This is a genomic window from Streptomyces sp. NPDC001796 (assembly GCF_042892355.1).
Classification (GTDB): Bacteria; Actinomycetota; Actinomycetes; order Streptomycetales; family Streptomycetaceae; genus Streptomyces.
The window spans coordinates 425,326-442,507 of record NZ_JBIAUC010000003.1 but is presented as its reverse complement, the minus strand read 5'-3'; the positions used below and the strand labels follow the sequence as shown (position 1 = coordinate 442,507).

The window sequence follows — 17,182 nt, the reverse complement described above, 5'->3', positions numbered from 1 at the left end:
TGGAGGTGGCACCGGCCCGGGGGACGTGCCGGAACCGTCCGGCTCGGGAGGGCGCGGCCCGTCCGAGTGGCCCCGCGTCCGCGACGCGTGCATGGCGGCAATCGGTTCCGTCCCACCACCTGGAGGTATCAGTGGACAGCACCGAGGGATGGGGCGACGACGTCTACCAGCCCGACGGATCCGAGGTGCAGGACGACGCGGGGCTGCTCGACGCCGAGGACACCCTGGAGAGCGACGGTGTCACCAACCCGCTCGACCGGGGCTGGTCGCCTCCCGAGCGGCCCTGGGCGGTGGAGCACGTGGGCGTGACCGCGGCCGAGGGGCATCAGGGCGAAACCCTGGACCAACGGCTCGCCGAGGAAATCCCGGACGTCTCCGTCCCGGACGACGACGGGATCGGGGACTGGTCCGACGGCGACGGGGAACCTCTGGACAACGAGGTCGGCGACGCCCGCTCCGGCCGTCTCGTCGCCCCGGACGAAGGGGCACACGAGGACGAGGAGAACGGACTGGTCGCCACCGATGTCGGCATCGACGGCGCGGCGGCCTCGGCCGAGGAGGCGGCCGTGCACATCGTCGACGAGGACACGCTGTCCGGCTGAACGCCACCCGCCGCACGCGTCACGCCAGGAGGCCCCATGCAGCAGGACAAGCACCCCGCCTACCACTCCGTCGTCTTCCGCGACCGCGCCGCCGGCTACGCCTTCCTCACCCGGTCCACCGCGACCAGTGACCAGACCATCGAGTGGGACGACGGGAGGACGTATCCGGTGGTGGACGTCGAGATCTCCTCCGAAAGCCACCCCCTCTACACGGGCAAGGCCCGCACGGTGGACACGGAGGGGCGCATCGCCCGCTTCGAGCGGCGCTACGCCGGGGGACAGGGAACGGACGGCGACTCCGGCCAGTAGGCCGCCGCCTTCGCCGAACGGCCGTCGTCGCCCAGCCGCCCTCAGATGACGTTGAGCGCCGCCGCGCAGCCCACCCCGCCCAGCAGCATGAACGCCGGCATCAGCACCTTCAGCTCGACCCAGCTGCCCGCCCGGAACCGCAGCGCCTTCGGGGGGCCCACCGGATACCAGCGTTTGCGGCCCAGGGGTATCGGCCACAGGATCGGGCAGCCGGAGACCGTCAGCGCGTCCCCGATGTCGTGCACCAGGGCGCCGAGGACGATCGGCAGGCCGAGCCACAGGTAGTGCTGGCCCGGCGCCGTGAACAGCCAGTCGGCACCGTTGCCCGGTTTGTCGAGTATGCCGGCCAGAATCCAGGCGCTCGTCGCGGCCAGCAGCCACACCAGCACATCGCTGCTCGAACCGCGCGCCGCCCGCCACAGCAGTCCCTCGATGGCCAGCACCATGTGCGCGAAGAGGATGGCCAGCACCGTCCAGCGGCCGCCCGTGACGGCCGCCACGGCCGTTCCCGCCCCGATCAGCACCGCCCACAGCCAGGTGTGCGTGAGCGTGCGGTGCCCGCCCGACCGGCGGGCATCGCCCGACTTCCTGGTCGCCTTGTAAACGGCGTACGACAGCTTGTCGACGATCTCGCAGACCCAGCGGGAGAGGGGGCCGAAGGCCCGCGAGATGGTGGCCGCCTTGTGATCCAGATCCGGGGCGAGCGCGGCACCAGCGCAGATCAGCGCACCGACGAGAAGGACCGGCCAGGGCATCGGATGACCCGACGCTGCGGCGGCCGCTCCCACCCCGAGCCAGGCCGCGGCCCCTGACAGTGAGTGTGCTGGTCCCATCATGGCCGCATCCCGCCCCATTCCTCTTGTAGCGCTGTCCAGTTGTCCGTGTGCGTCGACGTACTGTCGGCGCCACAGCGTAGCGTTCATGATCTTCGGGTCGGCAGCCGATTCCCTCATCGGGTGCGCGGGCAGGCAAGATGGGGACGTGACCCTCATCGATCAGCTCCCGCAGACCGCAGACCCCGACGCCCTCTACGAAGCCTTCGAGTCGTGGGCCGGGGAGCGCGGGCTCACCCTCTATCCGCACCAGGAGGAGGCCCTGATCGAGGTGGTCTCGGGAGCGAACGTGATCGTTTCCACTCCCACCGGGTCCGGCAAGAGCATGATCGCCGCGGGCGCGCACTTCGCGGCGCTCGCCCGGGACGAGGTCACCTTCTACACCGCACCGATCAAGGCACTCGTCTCGGAGAAGTTCTTCGAGCTGTGCAAGCTCTTCGGCACCGAGAACGTCGGCATGCTGACCGGTGACGCCTCCGTCAACGCCGACGCGCCTGTGATCTGCTGCACGGCCGAGGTCCTGGCGTCGATCGCGCTGCGCGACGGCAGGCAGGCCGATGTCGGCCAGGTCGTGATGGACGAGTTCCACTTCTACGCCGAAGGTGACCGCGGCTGGGCGTGGCAGATCCCGATCCTGGAGCTGCCACAGGCACAGTTCATCCTGATGTCGGCGACGCTCGGCGACGTCTCGATGTTCGAGAAGGACCTGACCCGCCGCACCGGTCGCCCCACCTCGGTGGTTCGCTCGGCGACCCGTCCGGTGCCGCTCTCCTACGAGTACCGGCGCACGCCGCTCACCGAGACGCTCACCGAACTGCTGGAAACCCGGCAGGCCCCTGTCTACATCGTCCACTTCACCCAGGCGCAGGCCGTGGAACGGGCCCAGGCGCTGATGAGCATCAACATGTGCTCGCGGGAGGAGAAGGACAAGATCGCCGAGCTGATCGGCAACTTCCGCTTCACCACCAAGTTCGGCCGCAACCTCTCCCGTTACGTGCGGCACGGCATCGGCGTGCACCACGCCGGCATGCTGCCGAAGTACCGGCGCCTGGTGGAGAAGCTGGCCCAGGCCGGCCTGTTGAAGGTGATCTGCGGCACCGACACCCTGGGTGTCGGCGTCAACGTCCCGATCCGCACCGTGCTCTTCACGGCCCTGACCAAGTACGACGGCAACCGGGTGCGCACCCTCCGCGCCCGGGAGTTCCACCAGATCGCGGGCCGCGCCGGGCGCGCCGGCTTCGACACGGCCGGCCTCGTCGTGGCGCAGGCTCCGGAGCACGTCATCGAGAACGAGAAGGCGCTCGCCAAAGCCGGCGACGACCCGAAGAAGCGTCGCAAGGTGGTGCGCAAGAAGGCGCCGGAAGGCTTCGTCGGCTGGACGGAGAACACCTTCGAGAAGCTGATCGCCTCCGAGCCGGAGCCGCTCACCTCCCGCTTCCGGGTCACCCACACGATGCTGCTGTCGGTGATCGCCCGCCCGGGAAACGCCTTCGAGGCGATGCGCCATCTGCTGGAGGACAACCACGAGCCTCGCAAGCAGCAGCTGCGGCACATCCGGCGGGCGATCGCGATCTACCGCTCGCTGCTGGACGGCGGCATCGTCGAGAAACTCGACAAGCCGGACGCCACCGGCCGCATCGTGCGCCTCACCGTGGATCTCCAGCAGGACTTCGCGCTCAACCAGCCGCTGTCCACCTTCGCGCTGGCCGCGTTCGAACTTCTCGATCCCGAGTCCCCGTCCTACGCCCTCGACATGGTCTCCGTCGTCGAGTCCACGCTGGACGACCCGCGTCAGATCCTCGTCGCCCAGCAGAACAAGGCCCGCGGCGAGGCTGTGGCCGCCATGAAGGCGGACGGTGTCGACTACGAGGAGCGCATGGAGCGGCTCCAGGACGTCACCTACCCCAAGCCGCTGGAGGAGCTGCTCTTCCAGGCGTACAACACCTACCGCAAGAGCCACCCCTGGGTCGGCGACCATCCGCTCTCGCCCAAGTCGGTCATCCGTGACATGTACGAACGGGCGTTGTCCTTCACGGAGTTCGTCTCGTTCTACGAGCTGGCACGCACCGAGGGCATCGTGCTGCGCTACCTGGCCAGTGCCTACAAGGCCCTTGAGCACACCGTCCCCGACGACCTGAAGTCGGACGACCTGGAGGACCTGATCGCCTGGCTCGGCGAGATGGTGCGCCAGGTCGACTCCAGCCTGCTGGACGAGTGGGAGCAGTTGGCCAACCCCGAGGAGATGACGGCCGAGGAAGCCCAGGAGAAGGCCGACCAGGTGAAACCGGTCACGGCGAACGCACGCGCCTTCCGGGTGCTGGTCCGCAACGCCATGTTCCGCCGCGTCGAGCTCGCCGCCCTGGACCAGATCGAGGAACTCGGCGAGATGGATGCCGAGTCCGGCTGGGACGCCGAGGCGTGGGGCGCCGCCATGGACAAGTACTGGGACGAGTACGACGAACTCGGCACCGGCCCCGACGCCCGAGGCCCCAAGCTGCTGATCATCGAGGAGGAGCCGGAGAACGGGCTGTGGCGGGTTCGCCAGACCTTCGCCGATCCGAACGGCGACCACGACTGGGGCATCAGCGCCGAGATCGACCTCGCGGCCTCCGACGAGGAGGGCCGCGCCGTCGTCCGGGTAACCGACGTCGGCCAGCTGTGAGCACAGGAGCACACCACCCATGACGAACCCAGCCGAGAGGCTCGTCGACCTGCTCGACCTTGAGCGGATCGAGGTCAACATCTTCCGGGGCCGCAGCCCCCAGGAGTCCTTGCAGCGGGTCTTCGGCGGCCAGGTGGCCGGCCAGGCGCTGGTCGCCGCCGGCCGCACCACGGACGGCGAACGGCCGGTGCACTCACTGCACGCGTACTTCCTGCGCCCGGGCATACCGGGCGTGCCCATCGTGTACCAGGTCGAACGGGTCCGTGACGGAAGGTCCTTCACGACCCGGCGGGTCACGGCCGTGCAGCAGGGCCGCACGATCTTCAATCTGACCGCCTCCTTTCACAAGCCTGAAGAGGGGAGCTTCGAGCACCAGTTGCCGCCTGCCCGGGAGGTACCGGACCCGGAGTCGCTGCCGACGGTGGCGCAGGAGGTCAAGGAGCATCTGGGCGCGCTGCCCGAGACGCTGGAGCGGATGGCCCGGCGTCAGCCGTTCGACATCCGCTATGTGGACCGGCTGCGCTGGAGCACCGACGAGATCAAGGACGCCGAGCCACGCAGCGCGGTGTGGATGCGTGCCGTGGGCCCTCTCGGGGACGATCCGCTCGTGCACACGTGCGCGCTCACGTACGCGAGCGACATGACGCTCCTGGACGCCGTCCGCATCCCCGTCGAACCGCTCTGGGGCCCGCGGGGCTTCGACATGGCGTCGCTGGACCATGCCATGTGGTTCCACCGGCCGTTCCGCGCGGACGAGTGGTTCCTGTACGACCAGGAGTCCCCGATCGCGGTGGGTGGCCGGGGTCTTGCCCGGGGCCGCATCTACGACGTCGAGGGCCGCCTGCTCGTCTCGGTCGTCCAGGAGGGGCTCTTCCGCCGGCTCGAGCGGTGACGGCACGCCTGTCTCACGCCCGCGTGGGCCGGTCGCCGCGACGCCGGTCAGGGGTTTCTGCGGCGCAGCCACCCGAGCACGCCTCGCGACGGCGTCTGTTCGTGGCGTCCGGCCGTCGCCTGCCGGTCGGGCGCGGTCCCGGTGTGCCTCGCGGGCTCGCCCCGGATGGCCGTTTCGGTGAGGCTCGCGGTCCGGCCCATGTCCGTGGCCCTGTGCACGGTCGTGTTACCGCAGACCGTCGCGGTCCTGCCCGCACGGGCCGGCGCAGGGCGGTGGACGGTCCGGGGCCGGAGGCGTTCGTCGTCGGGGACCTCCGGTGACAGCCACGACGCGGGCCGCTCTCGCCGCGCCTCGATCAGTGCCCGGCCCAGATCGGCCCGGAGCCAGCCGACCTCGTCGAGATCGTCCGCGATCATGATCTGCGCGGTGATCCGGGCCGCGGGCGAGTCGGGCGGCCACTGCACGGACTGGGCAGGCCGCAGGCGGTACAGCTCGGCGCGCTCGTACGGATCCCGGACGACATCGGCCACGTGCGCCGGGTCCAGCAGGGACGCCACCACGGCGGCCTTCGCCCACGGGTCCTGCGTCAGCCGCAGCCGGAATCCGAGGTGGCGTCCGCGCCAGTTGCGGGGCCGCAGGTCCAGCCCCGCGTCCAACTGGTCACGCAGCCCCTCCGGCGTCCGGCCGGTGAGCAGCGGCGCGTTCGCCTCTCCGGACGCGAACTGTTCGACCTCCTCGGCCAGATACAGCCACACCACGGCACGGTAGCGGTTCAAATACCACTTCACCGGCACGATCAGACCCAGGCGTGCGAACCGTGTGAACCGAGCGGGCGTCACGTCCATCAGGGCCGCGCCGTCCCTGGTGCCCACTGTCGCCACCCGTTTCCGCAGCCTCTCGGGGAACCCGTCCTCGCATCGGATCCGGTCGATTTCGGCGCGCGTGATGCGGCGGCCGCCCCCTCCCCTGTCGTCGGGTACCGTCCGCACACAGCCGAGCTGGACGGCGAGGTCCAGCTCGCCCCGTTTGACGTCCAGTTCGCGTGCGGCGCGGCTCAACGTCAGCGACGGCAGCCGCGGCGTGACGTCCGCGGCACCGGTGGCTTCCGCGTTGACGGGCGTGATCGTGTGTACGGACATGGCCGTTCTCCCCCGTGGAGTCCGCTGCGGGCGCCGTGTGCGTCCGCGTCGGAAAGACCGTAGCCTCATCGCCGGATCCCGGGACGAGCCTGTGGAAAACTCCGCTCACTCCATCAGCGGCGCAGGTCAGAGATCCACGGCGGGTGTGTCCCGCTCTCGCTCGGCCACGGCGAGGTGCTCCCCGACCCGGTTCACCATCAGTGTCATCTCGTAGGCGATCTGGCCGACATCGGCCTCGGCGGCGCTGAGCACGCACAGGCAGCTTCCGGGCCCGGCCGCCGTGACGAACAGGATCGCGTCCTCGAATTCGATCATGGTCTGCCGTACCTGACCCGCGCCGAAGTGGCGGCCTGAGCCCTTGGCCAGGCTGTGCAGACCGGACGAGACGGCGGCGAGGTGCTCGGCGTCCTCGCGCCGCAACCCGGTGCTGGTGCCGGTCACGAGTCCGTCGTTGGACAGGACCAGCGCGTGCCGTATCGGCTCCACACGCTCGGTCAGGTCGTCCAGGAGCCAGCCGAGCTCCGTGTTCTGCGCCATGGTCCGCTCTCCCCGTGTTGTAGCTCTCCCTGGCCGGAGGATCCGGTCAGCCAGCCTTCACCACAGCCGCCGTCCCGGCAAGCAGGATGGGGGGTATGGCACAGAAGATGACCGACGAGGAATGGCGGGCCTTCGTCTCGCACGGGACCCGCACCGGGAAGCTGTCCACGGTCCGCGCCGACGGCAGCCCGCATGTGGCGCCGATCTGGTTCCTGCTGGACGGTGACGACGTGGTCTTCAACACGGGTAAGGAGACCGTGAAGGGGCGGAACCTGGCCAGGGACGGCCGGGTCGCCCTGTGTGTGGACGACGACCACCCTCCGTACGACTTCGTCGTGCTCCACGGGCGGGCCGAGTTGTCGGAGGATCTGGAGGACCTGCGGCACTGGGCGACTCGGCTCGGTGCCCGGTACATGGGTGAGGACCGGGCCGAGGAGTTCGGAGCCCGAAACGGCGTTCCGGGAGAACTCCTCGTCCGGGTACGGGTCGAGAAGGTCCTGGCCTACTCGTCGGTCGCCGAATAGGACCGCCGGCCTGGCCGGCTGACGCGTCAGCCCACGGAGTCGAGCAGCCGGGCGGTGTGCATCCGCCCGGCGTACTCGACGAGGCGGATCAGCACCTCCTTCCCCGAGTCGCGGTCCCGCGCGTCGCACAGCACCACCGGTGTGCCCTGGTCGAGGTCGAGGGCGCGCGACACGTCCTGGGCCGCGTGGGCGCGGGATCCGGCGAAGCAGTTGACGGCGACCACGAACGGGATGCGCCGGTGCTCGAAGTAGTCCACCGCCGGGAAGCAGTCCTCGAGCCGTCGGGTGTCCGCGAGCACCACGGCACCGAGGGCGCCCTGGGAGAGCTCGTCCCACAGGAACCAGAACCGGTCCTGACCCGGTGTGCCGAAGAGGTAGAGCGAGAGCCCGGACCGGATGGTGATGCGCCCGAAGTCCATGGCGACGGTCGTCGTGACCTTCTGGTCCACACCATCGGTGTCGTCCACGGACTGGCCCGCTTCGCTCAGCAGTTCCTCGGTGCGCAGCGGCCTGATCTCGCTGACCGCGCCCACCAGGGTGGTCTTGCCCACGCCGAATCCGCCGGCGACCAGTATCTTCAACGCCAGGGCGGCCATCTCGTCCTCGGTGGCGTCGGAGTGCTCGGAGACCATCGATCACTTCTCTCGGGAGTGTCGACCACGGTCGACTTCAGTACATCCGTGCGGAGTCAGCATCATGGCAACGGCGGTGCCTCCACGGGGAGTTCGACCGCTTTTGACCGATACGACCACCTGACGTCCATTCGGCGCCCGAATGAACGTACAACTCGGTACGGGTCCGGCCCGCTGTGGTTGCGGCCCATCGCCTACAGCGCCCTCAGTCCCTCGATGACCTCGCGCAGAATCCGTTCGTCAGGAAGTTGGGCCGGCGGTACGGGGCGGCTGACCGTCACGCACCCCAACTCCAGGAGGTCCCCGAGGAGCACTCGGACGACACCCACGGGCAGGTCGGCCCCCGCGGCGAGTTCGGCGACGGACTGGGTCTCGATGCGGCAGAGGTCGATCAGGGCCCGGTGTTCCGGGCCCAGCGCGGCGTCGTCGTCGAGGTTCGGTGCCCCGGGGTCGAGCGAGACGAGGGCGATGAGGTCGAAGCGCACCCCGGTGGGGCCCGGCTTGGTGCGGCCGCCCGTCATCGCATAGGGCCGCACGAGGGGGCCCGCCTCGTGGTCGTACCACTGGCTGCCCGGCTGGTACGGGACGCCTGTCCTGTCCTCGGTCATCTGCGACCGCCCTCGGTCCTCATCCGGCGGCGGGCGGTCGCGCGCCCACCCTGGGCGCGGTGTAGAGGTGCTCGCCGACGCGTTTGACCAGCCGTGCCATCTCGTACCCCACCAGGCCGATGTCGGCGGTGACCGCGGTGAGGACGGCGAGGCAGGAGCCGTCGCCCGCGGCCGCCACGAAGAGGAAGCCGTCGTCCATCTCCACCATGGTCTGGCGTACACCGCCCGCACCGAAGTGGCGGCCCGCGCCCTTGGCGAGGCTGTGGAAGCCGGAGGCGACGGCCGCCAGGTGTTCCGCGTCCTCCCGGCTGAGGCCGGTGGAGGCGCCAACCGCCAGGCCGTCGTTCGACAGCACCACGGCGTGTCGGACTTCGGTCACGCGTACCACCAGGTCGTCCAGCAGCCAGTCGAGTTCACCCGACCGCTGGGCGGCCCTCATGCTCGGGTCCTGGATCATGCGGGGTCTCCTTCGCTGCTGTCGCCGGCGGGCCGGGCCGCCTGTCCGGGTGCGCGGCCACCGCCGCGTGCCCAGCCGTCTCGGTAGGCCGCCATGCGGTCCCGTACCAGTTCGGGGGTGCGCTCGTCGTCGCGCGGGGAGCCGGGAGCGCTTGTCGCGCCTTCCTCCGGGCGTCGGTCGCGCAGCTGGGGGGCGAGGCTCGCCTGCCGTACCCGTCGCGGGAGGTCGTCGGAGGCCTCGGGATCGTCCGCGGGGCGGTGCAGCCTCAGGGGAGCGACTCCTGGGGGATGGTTCTCGGGCGGCAGGTCGGCGGAGCGTGCCGCTCCGACCCGGGCGGAACGTGCCAGGGCGGGCCGTTCCGCGGCCTGCGCCACTGGCTCCCTCGGCGGCGGGACCGCGGCCACGCGCGCGTACTCGCGGTCCTCGTCCCGCTCGGCGTCCGCCGTACGAGGAAGGGGTTCCGCCGCGCCGTCGTGCAGAAGGGCGGTCGGCAGGAGGACGACGGCGGTGGTGCCGCCGTAGGGCGAGGTGCGCAGGTGCACCTTGACGCCATGCCGGGAGGCGAGCCTGCTGACCACGAAGAGGCCGAGCCTGTCGCTGTCGAACAGGTCGAGCGCCTCCGACTGCTCGATGCGCCGGTTGGCCTCGGTGAGGGTCTCCCTGCCCATGCCGAGTCCCCGATCCTCGATCTCGACGGCGTAACCGTTGCCGACGGGTTCTCCGTTGACGCGCACGCGCGTGTGGGGCGGCGAGAACTGTGCGGCGTTCTCGATGAGTTCGGCGAGGAGGTGCGTGAGGTCGGCTACCGCGGTGCCGATCACGAAGGCCTCGGGTAGCTGCCGTACCTCCACGCGCGCGTAGTCCTCGATCTCGGAGACCGCGGCCCGTACCACGTTGGTCAGTGAGACGGGCATGCGCCAGGCGCGGCCGGGTGCGGCGCCGGAGAGGATGATGAGGCTCTCGGCGTGGCGGCGCATCCGCGTGGTCAGGTGGTCGAGCCGGAAGAGGTCACTCAGTTCGCTCGGGTCCTCGGAGCGGCGCTCCATGCTGTCGAGCAGGTTGAGCTGGCGGTGCACCAGGACCTGGCTGCGCCGTGCGAGGTTGACGAACACCCCGGAGATCCCGCTGGCGAGTTCCGCGCGTTCGACGGCGGCACGCAGGGCGGCGCGGTGCACGATGCCCAGGGCCTCGGCGACCTGCCCGGTCTCGTCCTCGGCGGGTGGGCCGCCGGGCGCCTCGGAGTCGACGTCGATCTCCTCCCCCGCGCGCAGCCTGCGCATGGCCTGGGGGAGTTTGTGGCGTGCGATCTCCAGGGCGCTGTTGCGCAGGCTCACCAGTTCGACGACGAGTCCGCGTCCGATACGTACGGAGATGACGAGCGACGCGGCGACGGCGACGAGGCCGAGCAGGACGGCTGCGCCGGCGGGTGTGAGCACACCGCGGGTGAAAGGGTCGGCCTGGCGTGCGACGCTCCGGCCCGCCTCCGCCTCGATGGTCCGCATGCCGTCCTGCACGCGCGCGTGTGCCGGGTTCCAGGCGGCTTCGGGGGCGGCCGCGACGGCCGAGGCGCCGGCCCGTCTGGCCAGCGCCCTGTCCTCCATGGCGCCGACGTCGGCGTACGCACTGCTCTTCGCCAGCCGGTTCCATGATGTGCGCTCGGCGCCGCGCAGGTCGGCGACGGCGGACGCGGTCAGGGTGCGGCGCGTGTCGACGGCGCCGGTGAACAGCCTCAGCCGGTCGCCGTCAAGGCTCCGTGCCAGGCGGGCGCCGGCGAGAACGGCGTCCTCCTGGGCGAGCGACTCGCCCGCGCGGGAGAACTCGAGCAGCACGCGCGCGTCGGATCCGAGGTCGGCGTCCTGCACACCGGTGAGCGCACCGCCCACCTGGAAGGCGGTGGCGATGGTCCTCGTGTACTGCTCGTACGCCTCCTTCCAGCCGACCCGACGGGCGAGTATGTCGCCGCGCAGGGAGCGCAGGTGTTCGGCCCCGGTCACGAAGGATTGGAGACGGCCTGAGACGCCGGAGGGCAGGTCGGTGCCGTCGGCGACGGTGTGGTGGCCGCCGAGCCTCAGTGCGGCCACGGCCCGGTCGGTGCGTCCCACGAGAGCCTGCAGATCGCTCTGCTGTTGGGCGGCGGGATCGGTGGCATAGCGCACGGCGGCGACGCGCTCGTCCTGGAGCGCGGCCACGGCGTCGCCGACCGGCACGCGCACGCTGGAGTCCACTCGCTGCAGCTGGCGCAGCTGGGCGACGTCCTGGGCGGTGCTGACGGTCGCGTATGCCCACAGGGCGATCAGGGAGATCACGGGCACCATGAGCAGACAGACGATCTTCGCCCGGACGGTGCGGGGCCGTATGCGCCACCGTCCCGCCCGCACCGCGGTGCCGGGCGGTTCCGTGCCGCCCGCCTCGTCGGTCCCGGCACGCTCGTCGGCCGGCGGGCCGGCGTGTGCACGGCGGCCGCGCGCCGGCGGCCGGGGCGGCGGCTCGGCGCCGGCCGTGGGTGTACTACGGGGTGTTCGCATGGCCTTCTCACTCGGAGTGTGTCGCGACATGTGGTCCGTGCCCCGTGTCAGCGGGCGGCGCTTTCGAGCGGTCGCTGGGCCGACTCGGAGGCCTCGCGCTCCCCGGCGGTCGGCGACAGTGCTACGAACGCCGAGGTCAGGAAGAGGTAGGACCCGAGGCCAACGGCGAGGGGGAAGATGAACTGCATCGCCGTGGCCCCGGGCAGGACCTCGCCGGACGGGGTCACATCGACGCTCACCGCGAACATCCCTGTGTAGTGCATGCTGCTGACCGCCGCGCCCATGACGAGCGAGGCGACGGTGACCGCGATCGGCGACTTGATGTTGAGGGCCGCCCACAGGGCCGCCGTCGCCGCGGCCACTGCGATCAGCACGGAGAGCGCGACGAGCACCGGGTCGTAGTGCACCGCCCCGTGCAGCCGCAGCGCCGCCATACCGAGGTAGTGCATGCTCGCGACCCCGAGACCGGTGGTGAGCCCGCCGAGGAAGAGCGCCCGGGGGCGGCCACCGCCGTAGCCGACGGCGAACACACCGGCGCCCACGACGATCATGGCGACGAGCAGGCTGAGGATGGTGAGCGGCACGTCGTAGCGGATCTCGGTCCCGGTTACGCCGAAACCGAGCATGGCCACGAAGTGCATGGTCCAGATGCCGGTGCCGATCGCCGAGGCCGCGGTGACGAGCCAGTTGCGACGCGACCTGCCGGTGGCGCCGAGCGCACGGACCGTGCAGCGCAGCCCGAGGGCGGCGCCTATGCACGCCATCACGTACGACAGCACGGGGGTCAGCCAGCCGAATGTGGCGTGGTCCAGGTGTCCCATGGCCACGGGACGCTAGCCCGGGCGGAGGGGCGCAAAGGGGGCGCATTTCGAAAGCTGTTGAAATCTGACGCAGACGAGACACGGAACGATCGCGTCATGCTCGAACATGTGCACAGAGGCATCCCTCGTGAAGGTGAGGGATCATGCGGGGCATGAGCGACGTCCATACACACGTCCAGGAGTTCTTCACCGCGCGAGCGGCCGGCTGGGACGCGAAGTTCCCCGACGACGGCCCGGCGTACGCCGCCGCGGTCGCCGCTCTCGGCCTGCGCGAGGGCGACCGGGTGCTCGATGCGGGCTGCGGTATGGGGCGGGCTCTGGCGCCGCTGCGCGCGGCCGTGGGAGCCGCGGGGCTGGTCCTCGGTGCCGATCTCACCCCGGCGATGCTTCAGGCAGCGGTACGGGCCGGACGGGACCGCGACGGCCTGTTGCTGCTTGCCGACGTGGCCGCGCTTCCGCTGCGCACGGAGTCCCTGGACGCGGTCTTCGCGGCAGGGCTGATCGCGCACCTCCCTCACCCGGCCGGGAATCTGCGTGAGCTGGCGCGCGTGGTGCGTCCCGGCGGACTGCTCGCGCTCTTCCATCCGGTCGGCCGGGCGGCCCTCGCGGCCCGCCAGGGCCGGCAGGTCACCCCCGGCGATCTGCGCGCCGAGCCCAACCTCCGTCCGCTGCTGGCCGGTTCCGGCTGGCGCATGACGTCGTACGTCGACGAGGACACCCGCTTCCTCGCCCTGGCCGTCCGCGAGGGCTGAGTCTCGGCCTTGCCGCGCTACTACGGCGGTCCGTCGCGGAGAGCACGCTGTATGCGGCGGTGCGCTCGGCTCCCTCCACTCACTCCGTGGGGGAGATCGTCGAGGAGGCCCCTGCCTGCCGGACCGGGCAGCCGTTGACCCCGGGGACCGGACGGGTGCCCAGGTCGGCGATGCGGTAGCCGTTCGGGTAGCCCTTGATCTCCCAGTTCTGCCGTGCGTAGTGGGGGCTTCGGCGCGGGGGCATGAGGCGGACGAGGCGGCCGCGGGCTCTGACCGCACGACGTACCCACGCGCGCGTGGCGACGCTCGGCGGCTCGTACCGGAAGGCCCGCAGGAGCGAGTCGTCGAGCAGGGAGAGAGTCGCCCGGCGCAGGACCGGTGCGAGGGGACGCGGATACCAGGAGGCCATCAGGTCCAGGGTCGCGTCGGACACGCGCCGGGCTTGCGGGTCCCAGGCGAAGTGGGCGGCCTCATAGGTGTCGAGGCAGGTCTCGAACTCCTCATAGGTACCTGGGATGTCCTTGATGCCCATGTGCCGCCCCAGGGTGCGGTAATGGACGGCGGAGGCGACGGTCTCGTGCCGGGACAGGCGGCGCCATCCGTAGGCGTCGATCCACCGCTTGGGCATCACCACGAAGGTGCACAGCACGTACCTCATGTCGTCATTGCTGATGTCGTAGCTGCGGTGCATCTGGTTGATGCGGCGGATCGCGGTGCGCCCCTCGTCGCTGTCGAAGCCGTGCTCGACAACGGTGTCGAGGAGCAGCGAGGTGTCGTCGTACCGCTTCTGTGTGCGGTCGGTGAGCTCCCTGGTCTCGGCGAGCAGCCGACCGATGGCGGGGACGGCGTACGTACGATAGAGCGCCAGTTCCAGGGCGCGGGTGTAGTCCCAGGGGAACTCGTATGCGGCACTGAGCCGGTAGATCTCCAGGGCGTCCCTCTCGGGGTGCAGACGCCGGATCTGTTCAAGCCGCTCGAACCGCTTCACCGTTCCGTCCCCCTTCTGCAGCGGCGACTCCAACCCTACGTTGAAGAGCAGCAGATGCACGTCGGCGAAGGCAACCACACAGGGGGAAGGTGGCTTGGCATGTTCGACAAGATCCGCACATCGGTGGGCAGACTCGTCAACAACTCGTCGCGCGCACGGGCGGCCGCGGCCGGGGGCAAGCGCACACACAACCTGTTCGAGGCGGCAGCGGCTTACGTGTCGGCGTGCGCCGAGGACGACCAGGACCGGATGGACGAGGCCGCGGCGTGGGTCTCGCCGGAGGCCCTGTCGTTCGGTGTGACGGAGCTTGCCTGCCGTGCGCTGATCGCTCTCGCACGAGAGCACGACGACTCTCCGCGGGCGGTCGCGCGGACGCTCCTCGGCCTGCCCGCCGCCTGACACCGGAACTCGCCGGGTGCTTTCGTCCCGTCCGGCCGGAGACGTGCGGTTCCTTCTGCGCTTCGCAGTCGTGACAACCGGCCGACGTGCGCATTAGGGTGCGCCGACGAACCAGTGATCGGGAGGACGGCATGACCGGGACGGACGAGGACTCCGTCGCCGCCACGGACGACGCGCTGTATGTACTGACGGCGATTCTGCTGACGCCCGCGCAGTTCCCGAGCGTGCTGGGCGACGACTATCCGGAGGCCTGCGCGGCGCTCGGTCTGCCGCCGGTGGCGGACGGGTACGGCCTGGTGCTCGGCCAGGACGGCGACGGTGCGCGCTGGACGGTGGTCGTCGACGATGTGTCGCTCGTGGCCGTGGCGATCGCGTCCTGGGACTGCGGCATGGAATACGACCTGTCGCCCGACGAGCGCACGGTCGTCGCCGCGCTGCCGGGCTGGCCGCTGGCTGTGGCCGTCGCGGCGCCCGGTGTGCCCGCCCCGCATGATCCGGCACCGGAAGACACCGACCGTGAGCCGCTCTCCCCGCCGGACACCGACACCTGGGGTCCGGCGCAACGGCGCCTGGGCGCCGATCAGATCGCGCTCCAGTGGGCCATGTGGCGAGACCAGATCGACGCCGCGGACTTCGCACCCGTGGACGATGCGGACCCGGCGGCGGAGGCCGGCGAGCCCGCAGACGGCAAGCCCGCCGGCGCGCCCCGCAGCGCGATACATCGCGCGCTCGACGAGGCACACGGATACGTGGACTCCCCTCCGCCGCCGGGCCGTGTCCGTTCCTCGTTCGCACCCGGTGACGCGCGCCTGCTGCGTGCCGACGGGCCCGGCTGGTCCATGGTGGCCAGGACCGACGACATCGCGTTCTTCCTCCTCGACGAGAGGCCCGGAGAGGTGATCCCGGTGGGCCGGGGGTCGCAGTTGCCCGGACTGCTGGAGGGCCTCGACAAGGTGGCGGCACGTCCGGCCTGAGGCACAACAATTGGGTGCGGGGGCTTGGGATGCGTTGTGAGCCACCATACGATCGCCTGCGCGCATATGGCCCACACCTATGGTCGGCGAACTTCCGTGGTCGCAGCATGGGCAGCCCCGTGCTCCCGTTCCGACCCGGAGGTCCCTCATGCGCCTGTCCCGTCGCGTCGCGTTGTGCGCCGCCGCTCTGCTTGTCTCGGCCCACCCCGGCCGCGCGGCTGCGGGCGACGGTGGCCCTTGCCAACCCCAGGAGCGGATACGGGTACCTGGTGCGGCGTTCCAACAGAGTGCCTGTCTGGGCGATATGACGACGGCGGGGCTCGCGGGGACGCCGTACACGGACATGACCGACCAGGCGGGCCTGACCGCCGCGGCCACCCGCAATCCGTCCGGTGTGCCGGGGCTGCAGATCGACGGCTACTTCCCGGACGACTCGAATTTCAACACCACGCACGGCTGGCGGCACGACGCCCAGTTCGTGATCCGGCTCCCCGACCGGTGGAACGGCGGCCTCGTCGTCACGGGCGCCCCCGGTACGCGCCGGCAGTACGCGACCGACACGGCGATCTCCGACCAAGTGCTGGCGCAGGGCTACGCGTACGCGGCCACCGACAAGGGCAACAGCGGGCCGGACTTCTACCGCGACGGAACCCCCCCGGTGACGCCATCGCCGAGTGGAACCGGCGCACGACTCAGCTCACGCTGGCCGCCAAGCGGGTGGTGGCGCAACGCTACGGACGGGCTCCTCGGCGCACGTACATGACCGGGATCTCCAACGGCGGCTACCTGACGCGCTGGCAGTTGGAGCACCACCCCGAACTGTACGACGGCGGGGTGGACTGGGAGGGCGCCCTGTGGACGGCCGACGGCCCGAACCTGCTGACGTCACTGCCGGTGGCCGTGGCCCGCATGCTGGGCTCCGCCCGGGACGAGGATCTGTACGCGGCCGGGTTCGCCCGGGGCTCCGAGTTCCTGTGGCCGTACCACGAGAAGGCGTACTGGGGCATCACGCAGAAGATCTACCGCGCTGAGTTCGACCCTGCGTACGACCCCGCCTGCCCCGGTGCGTCCGCCGGGTCGACGGCGGAGCAGATCCTGTCGCCCTGCCCGTCGGACGCGGCCTACGACTACGCGGCGCGCCCCGCGTCCGTGCACCGGGCGGTCGCCCGGGTCGCCCTCACGGGACGGATCGGCAAACCGCTGATCACGCTGCACGGCGACCTGGACGCCCTGCTGCCCAAGAGCGCGGACTCCGATGTGTACGCACGCATGGTGCGGGAGGCCGGTCGCGGACCGCTGCACCGCTTCTACACCGTCGCGGGCGGTACACACGTCGACGGCCTGTATGACTCCTATCCCGATCGGCTCAGGCCGATTCTTCCGTGCTACCGGGCGGCCTTCGACGCGCTCACCACGTGGGTCGAGCGGGGCGAGCGGCCGCCCGCGGACCGTACCGTCGGCAGGCCCGCGGGCGGTGACGTGGTCAACTCCTGTTCACTGACGGGGCCCCGGGGCGACCGCTGACCTC

Annotated in this window: 17 protein-coding genes and 1 pseudogene; 9 read left to right on the top strand and 9 right to left on the bottom strand. The window is 70.9% G+C overall.

Annotated features, from left to right (window positions below; translation table 11 throughout):
* Positions 1 to 131: 131 nt before the first annotated feature.
* On the top strand, positions 132 to 602 hold the full coding sequence (locus tag ACFYZE_RS08735; protein ID WP_388990255.1) for a DUF5709 domain-containing protein: 471 nt from the start codon (positions 132 to 134) through the stop codon (positions 600 to 602).
* Positions 603 to 638: 36 nt separating this feature from the next.
* On the top strand, positions 639 to 911 hold the full coding sequence (locus ACFYZE_RS08730; protein ID WP_388990253.1) for a type B 50S ribosomal protein L31: 273 nt from the start codon (positions 639 to 641) through the stop codon (positions 909 to 911).
* A 41-nt stretch (positions 912 to 952) separates the two neighbouring features.
* Here the strand turns inward: ACFYZE_RS08730 and ACFYZE_RS08725 are convergent, their stop codons facing one another.
* Positions 953 to 1,747 (bottom strand): metal-dependent hydrolase, encoded by a 795-nt coding sequence (locus ACFYZE_RS08725; protein WP_388990251.1) that lies wholly within the window; start codon positions 1,745 to 1,747, stop codon positions 953 to 955.
* Between the two features lie 145 nt (positions 1,748 to 1,892).
* On the opposite strand from ACFYZE_RS08725, the gene ACFYZE_RS08720 reads away from it, so the two are divergent.
* Positions 1,893 to 4,406, top strand: coding sequence for a DUF3516 domain-containing protein (locus ACFYZE_RS08720; protein ID WP_388990249.1), 2,514 nt, complete (start codon positions 1,893 to 1,895; stop codon positions 4,404 to 4,406).
* Positions 4,407 to 4,425: 19 nt separating this feature from the next.
* The gene (locus ACFYZE_RS08715) at positions 4,426 to 5,298 is read left to right on the top strand and encodes an acyl-CoA thioesterase (protein WP_388990247.1); all 873 of its coding nucleotides are present in this window, start codon (positions 4,426 to 4,428) and stop codon (positions 5,296 to 5,298) included.
* Positions 5,299 to 5,345: 47 nt separating this feature from the next.
* On the opposite strand, the gene ACFYZE_RS08710 is transcribed toward ACFYZE_RS08715, so the two are convergent.
* Positions 5,346 to 6,437, bottom strand: coding sequence for a DUF6397 family protein (locus ACFYZE_RS08710; RefSeq protein WP_388990245.1), 1,092 nt, complete (start codon positions 6,435 to 6,437; stop codon positions 5,346 to 5,348).
* Positions 6,438 to 6,563: 126 nt separating this feature from the next.
* A complete protein-coding gene (locus ACFYZE_RS08705) occupies positions 6,564 to 6,974 on the bottom strand; it encodes a roadblock/LC7 domain-containing protein (RefSeq protein ID WP_388990243.1) in 411 nt (136 codons plus the stop codon).
* 95 nt (positions 6,975 to 7,069) lie between these two features.
* On the opposite strand from ACFYZE_RS08705, the gene ACFYZE_RS08700 reads away from it, so the two are divergent.
* Positions 7,070 to 7,498, top strand: coding sequence for a PPOX class F420-dependent oxidoreductase (locus ACFYZE_RS08700; RefSeq protein ID WP_388990241.1), 429 nt, complete (start codon positions 7,070 to 7,072; stop codon positions 7,496 to 7,498).
* A gap of 26 nt (positions 7,499 to 7,524) precedes the next feature.
* Here ACFYZE_RS08700 and ACFYZE_RS08695 read toward each other — a convergent pair whose 3' ends face one another.
* From ACFYZE_RS08695 to ACFYZE_RS08675, 5 genes are all read right to left on the bottom strand, one after another.
* Positions 7,525 to 8,130 carry an ATP/GTP-binding protein gene (locus ACFYZE_RS08695; protein WP_388990239.1) on the bottom strand — a complete coding sequence of 202 codons (606 nt, stop codon included), beginning with the start codon at positions 8,128 to 8,130 and terminating at the stop codon, positions 7,525 to 7,527.
* Between the two features lie 194 nt (positions 8,131 to 8,324).
* Positions 8,325 to 8,738: a DUF742 domain-containing protein gene (locus ACFYZE_RS08690; protein ID WP_388990237.1), complete on the bottom strand. Its 414-nt coding sequence runs from the start codon at positions 8,736 to 8,738 to the stop codon at positions 8,325 to 8,327.
* A 19-nt stretch (positions 8,739 to 8,757) separates the two neighbouring features.
* Positions 8,758 to 9,195 carry a roadblock/LC7 domain-containing protein gene (locus ACFYZE_RS08685; RefSeq protein WP_388990235.1) on the bottom strand — a complete coding sequence of 146 codons (438 nt, stop codon included), beginning with the start codon at positions 9,193 to 9,195 and terminating at the stop codon, positions 8,758 to 8,760.
* Positions 9,192 to 11,720, bottom strand: coding sequence for a nitrate- and nitrite sensing domain-containing protein (locus ACFYZE_RS08680; RefSeq protein ID WP_388990234.1), 2,529 nt, complete (start codon positions 11,718 to 11,720; stop codon positions 9,192 to 9,194). Before ACFYZE_RS08680 ends, ACFYZE_RS08685 begins: the two co-directional genes overlap by 4 nt.
* A gap of 47 nt (positions 11,721 to 11,767) precedes the next feature.
* Entirely contained in the window at positions 11,768 to 12,541 is a 774-nt protein-coding gene (locus ACFYZE_RS08675; RefSeq protein ID WP_388990232.1) for an MHYT domain-containing protein, read from the bottom strand.
* 152 nt (positions 12,542 to 12,693) lie between these two features.
* Here ACFYZE_RS08675 and ACFYZE_RS08670 point away from each other — a divergent pair, with 152 nt between their 5' ends.
* Positions 12,694 to 13,293, top strand: a complete 600-nt coding sequence (locus tag ACFYZE_RS08670) for a class I SAM-dependent methyltransferase (protein ID WP_388990230.1) — start codon at positions 12,694 to 12,696, stop codon at positions 13,291 to 13,293.
* A 79-nt stretch (positions 13,294 to 13,372) separates the two neighbouring features.
* Here the strand turns inward: ACFYZE_RS08670 and ACFYZE_RS08665 are convergent, their stop codons facing one another.
* On the bottom strand, positions 13,373 to 14,281 hold the full coding sequence (locus ACFYZE_RS08665; protein ID WP_388990586.1) for an oxygenase MpaB family protein: 909 nt from the start codon (positions 14,279 to 14,281) through the stop codon (positions 13,373 to 13,375).
* 99 nt (positions 14,282 to 14,380) lie between these two features.
* On the opposite strand from ACFYZE_RS08665, the gene ACFYZE_RS08660 reads away from it, so the two are divergent.
* The 3 genes and pseudogenes from ACFYZE_RS08660 (at position 14,381) to ACFYZE_RS08650 (ending at position 17,178) form a co-directional block, all read left to right on the top strand.
* Positions 14,381 to 14,680: a hypothetical protein gene (locus ACFYZE_RS08660; RefSeq protein ID WP_388990228.1), complete on the top strand. Its 300-nt coding sequence runs from the start codon at positions 14,381 to 14,383 to the stop codon at positions 14,678 to 14,680.
* Between the two features lie 131 nt (positions 14,681 to 14,811).
* Positions 14,812 to 15,654: a hypothetical protein gene (locus tag ACFYZE_RS08655; RefSeq protein ID WP_388990226.1), complete on the top strand. Its 843-nt coding sequence runs from the start codon at positions 14,812 to 14,814 to the stop codon at positions 15,652 to 15,654.
* A gap of 148 nt (positions 15,655 to 15,802) precedes the next feature.
* Positions 15,803 to 17,178 (top strand): annotated as a pseudogene (locus ACFYZE_RS08650) (tannase/feruloyl esterase family alpha/beta hydrolase).
* The last annotated feature ends 4 nt before the right edge of the window (positions 17,179 to 17,182 follow it).

What these genes read in the sequence shown, in the direction of transcription:
- ACFYZE_RS08715 (WP_388990247.1), top strand. Translation starts at nt 4,426, where the DNA reads ATGACGAACCCAGCCGAGAGGCTCGTCGACCTGCTCGACCTTGAGCGG.
- ACFYZE_RS08660 (WP_388990228.1), top strand. Translation starts at nt 14,381, where the DNA reads ATGTTCGACAAGATCCGCACATCGGTGGGCAGACTCGTCAACAACTCG.
- ACFYZE_RS08700 (WP_388990241.1), top strand. Translation starts at nt 7,070, where the DNA reads ATGGCACAGAAGATGACCGACGAGGAATGGCGGGCCTTCGTCTCGCAC.
- ACFYZE_RS08690 (WP_388990237.1), bottom strand. Translation starts at nt 8,738, where the DNA reads ATGACCGAGGACAGGACAGGCGTCCCGTACCAGCCGGGCAGCCAGTGG.
- ACFYZE_RS08670 (WP_388990230.1), top strand. Translation starts at nt 12,694, where the DNA reads ATGAGCGACGTCCATACACACGTCCAGGAGTTCTTCACCGCGCGAGCG.
- ACFYZE_RS08655 (WP_388990226.1), top strand. Translation starts at nt 14,812, where the DNA reads ATGACCGGGACGGACGAGGACTCCGTCGCCGCCACGGACGACGCGCTG.
- ACFYZE_RS08685 (WP_388990235.1), bottom strand. Translation starts at nt 9,195, where the DNA reads ATGATCCAGGACCCGAGCATGAGGGCCGCCCAGCGGTCGGGTGAACTC.
- ACFYZE_RS08680 (WP_388990234.1), bottom strand. Translation starts at nt 11,720, where the DNA reads ATGCGAACACCCCGTAGTACACCCACGGCCGGCGCCGAGCCGCCGCCC.
- ACFYZE_RS08705 (WP_388990243.1), bottom strand. Translation starts at nt 6,974, where the DNA reads ATGGCGCAGAACACGGAGCTCGGCTGGCTCCTGGACGACCTGACCGAG.
- ACFYZE_RS08675 (WP_388990232.1), bottom strand. Translation starts at nt 12,541, where the DNA reads ATGGGACACCTGGACCACGCCACATTCGGCTGGCTGACCCCCGTGCTG.
- ACFYZE_RS08730 (WP_388990253.1), top strand. Translation starts at nt 639, where the DNA reads ATGCAGCAGGACAAGCACCCCGCCTACCACTCCGTCGTCTTCCGCGAC.
- ACFYZE_RS08695 (WP_388990239.1), bottom strand. Translation starts at nt 8,130, where the DNA reads ATGGTCTCCGAGCACTCCGACGCCACCGAGGACGAGATGGCCGCCCTG.
- ACFYZE_RS08725 (WP_388990251.1), bottom strand. Translation starts at nt 1,747, where the DNA reads ATGATGGGACCAGCACACTCACTGTCAGGGGCCGCGGCCTGGCTCGGG.
- ACFYZE_RS08710 (WP_388990245.1), bottom strand. Translation starts at nt 6,437, where the DNA reads ATGTCCGTACACACGATCACGCCCGTCAACGCGGAAGCCACCGGTGCC.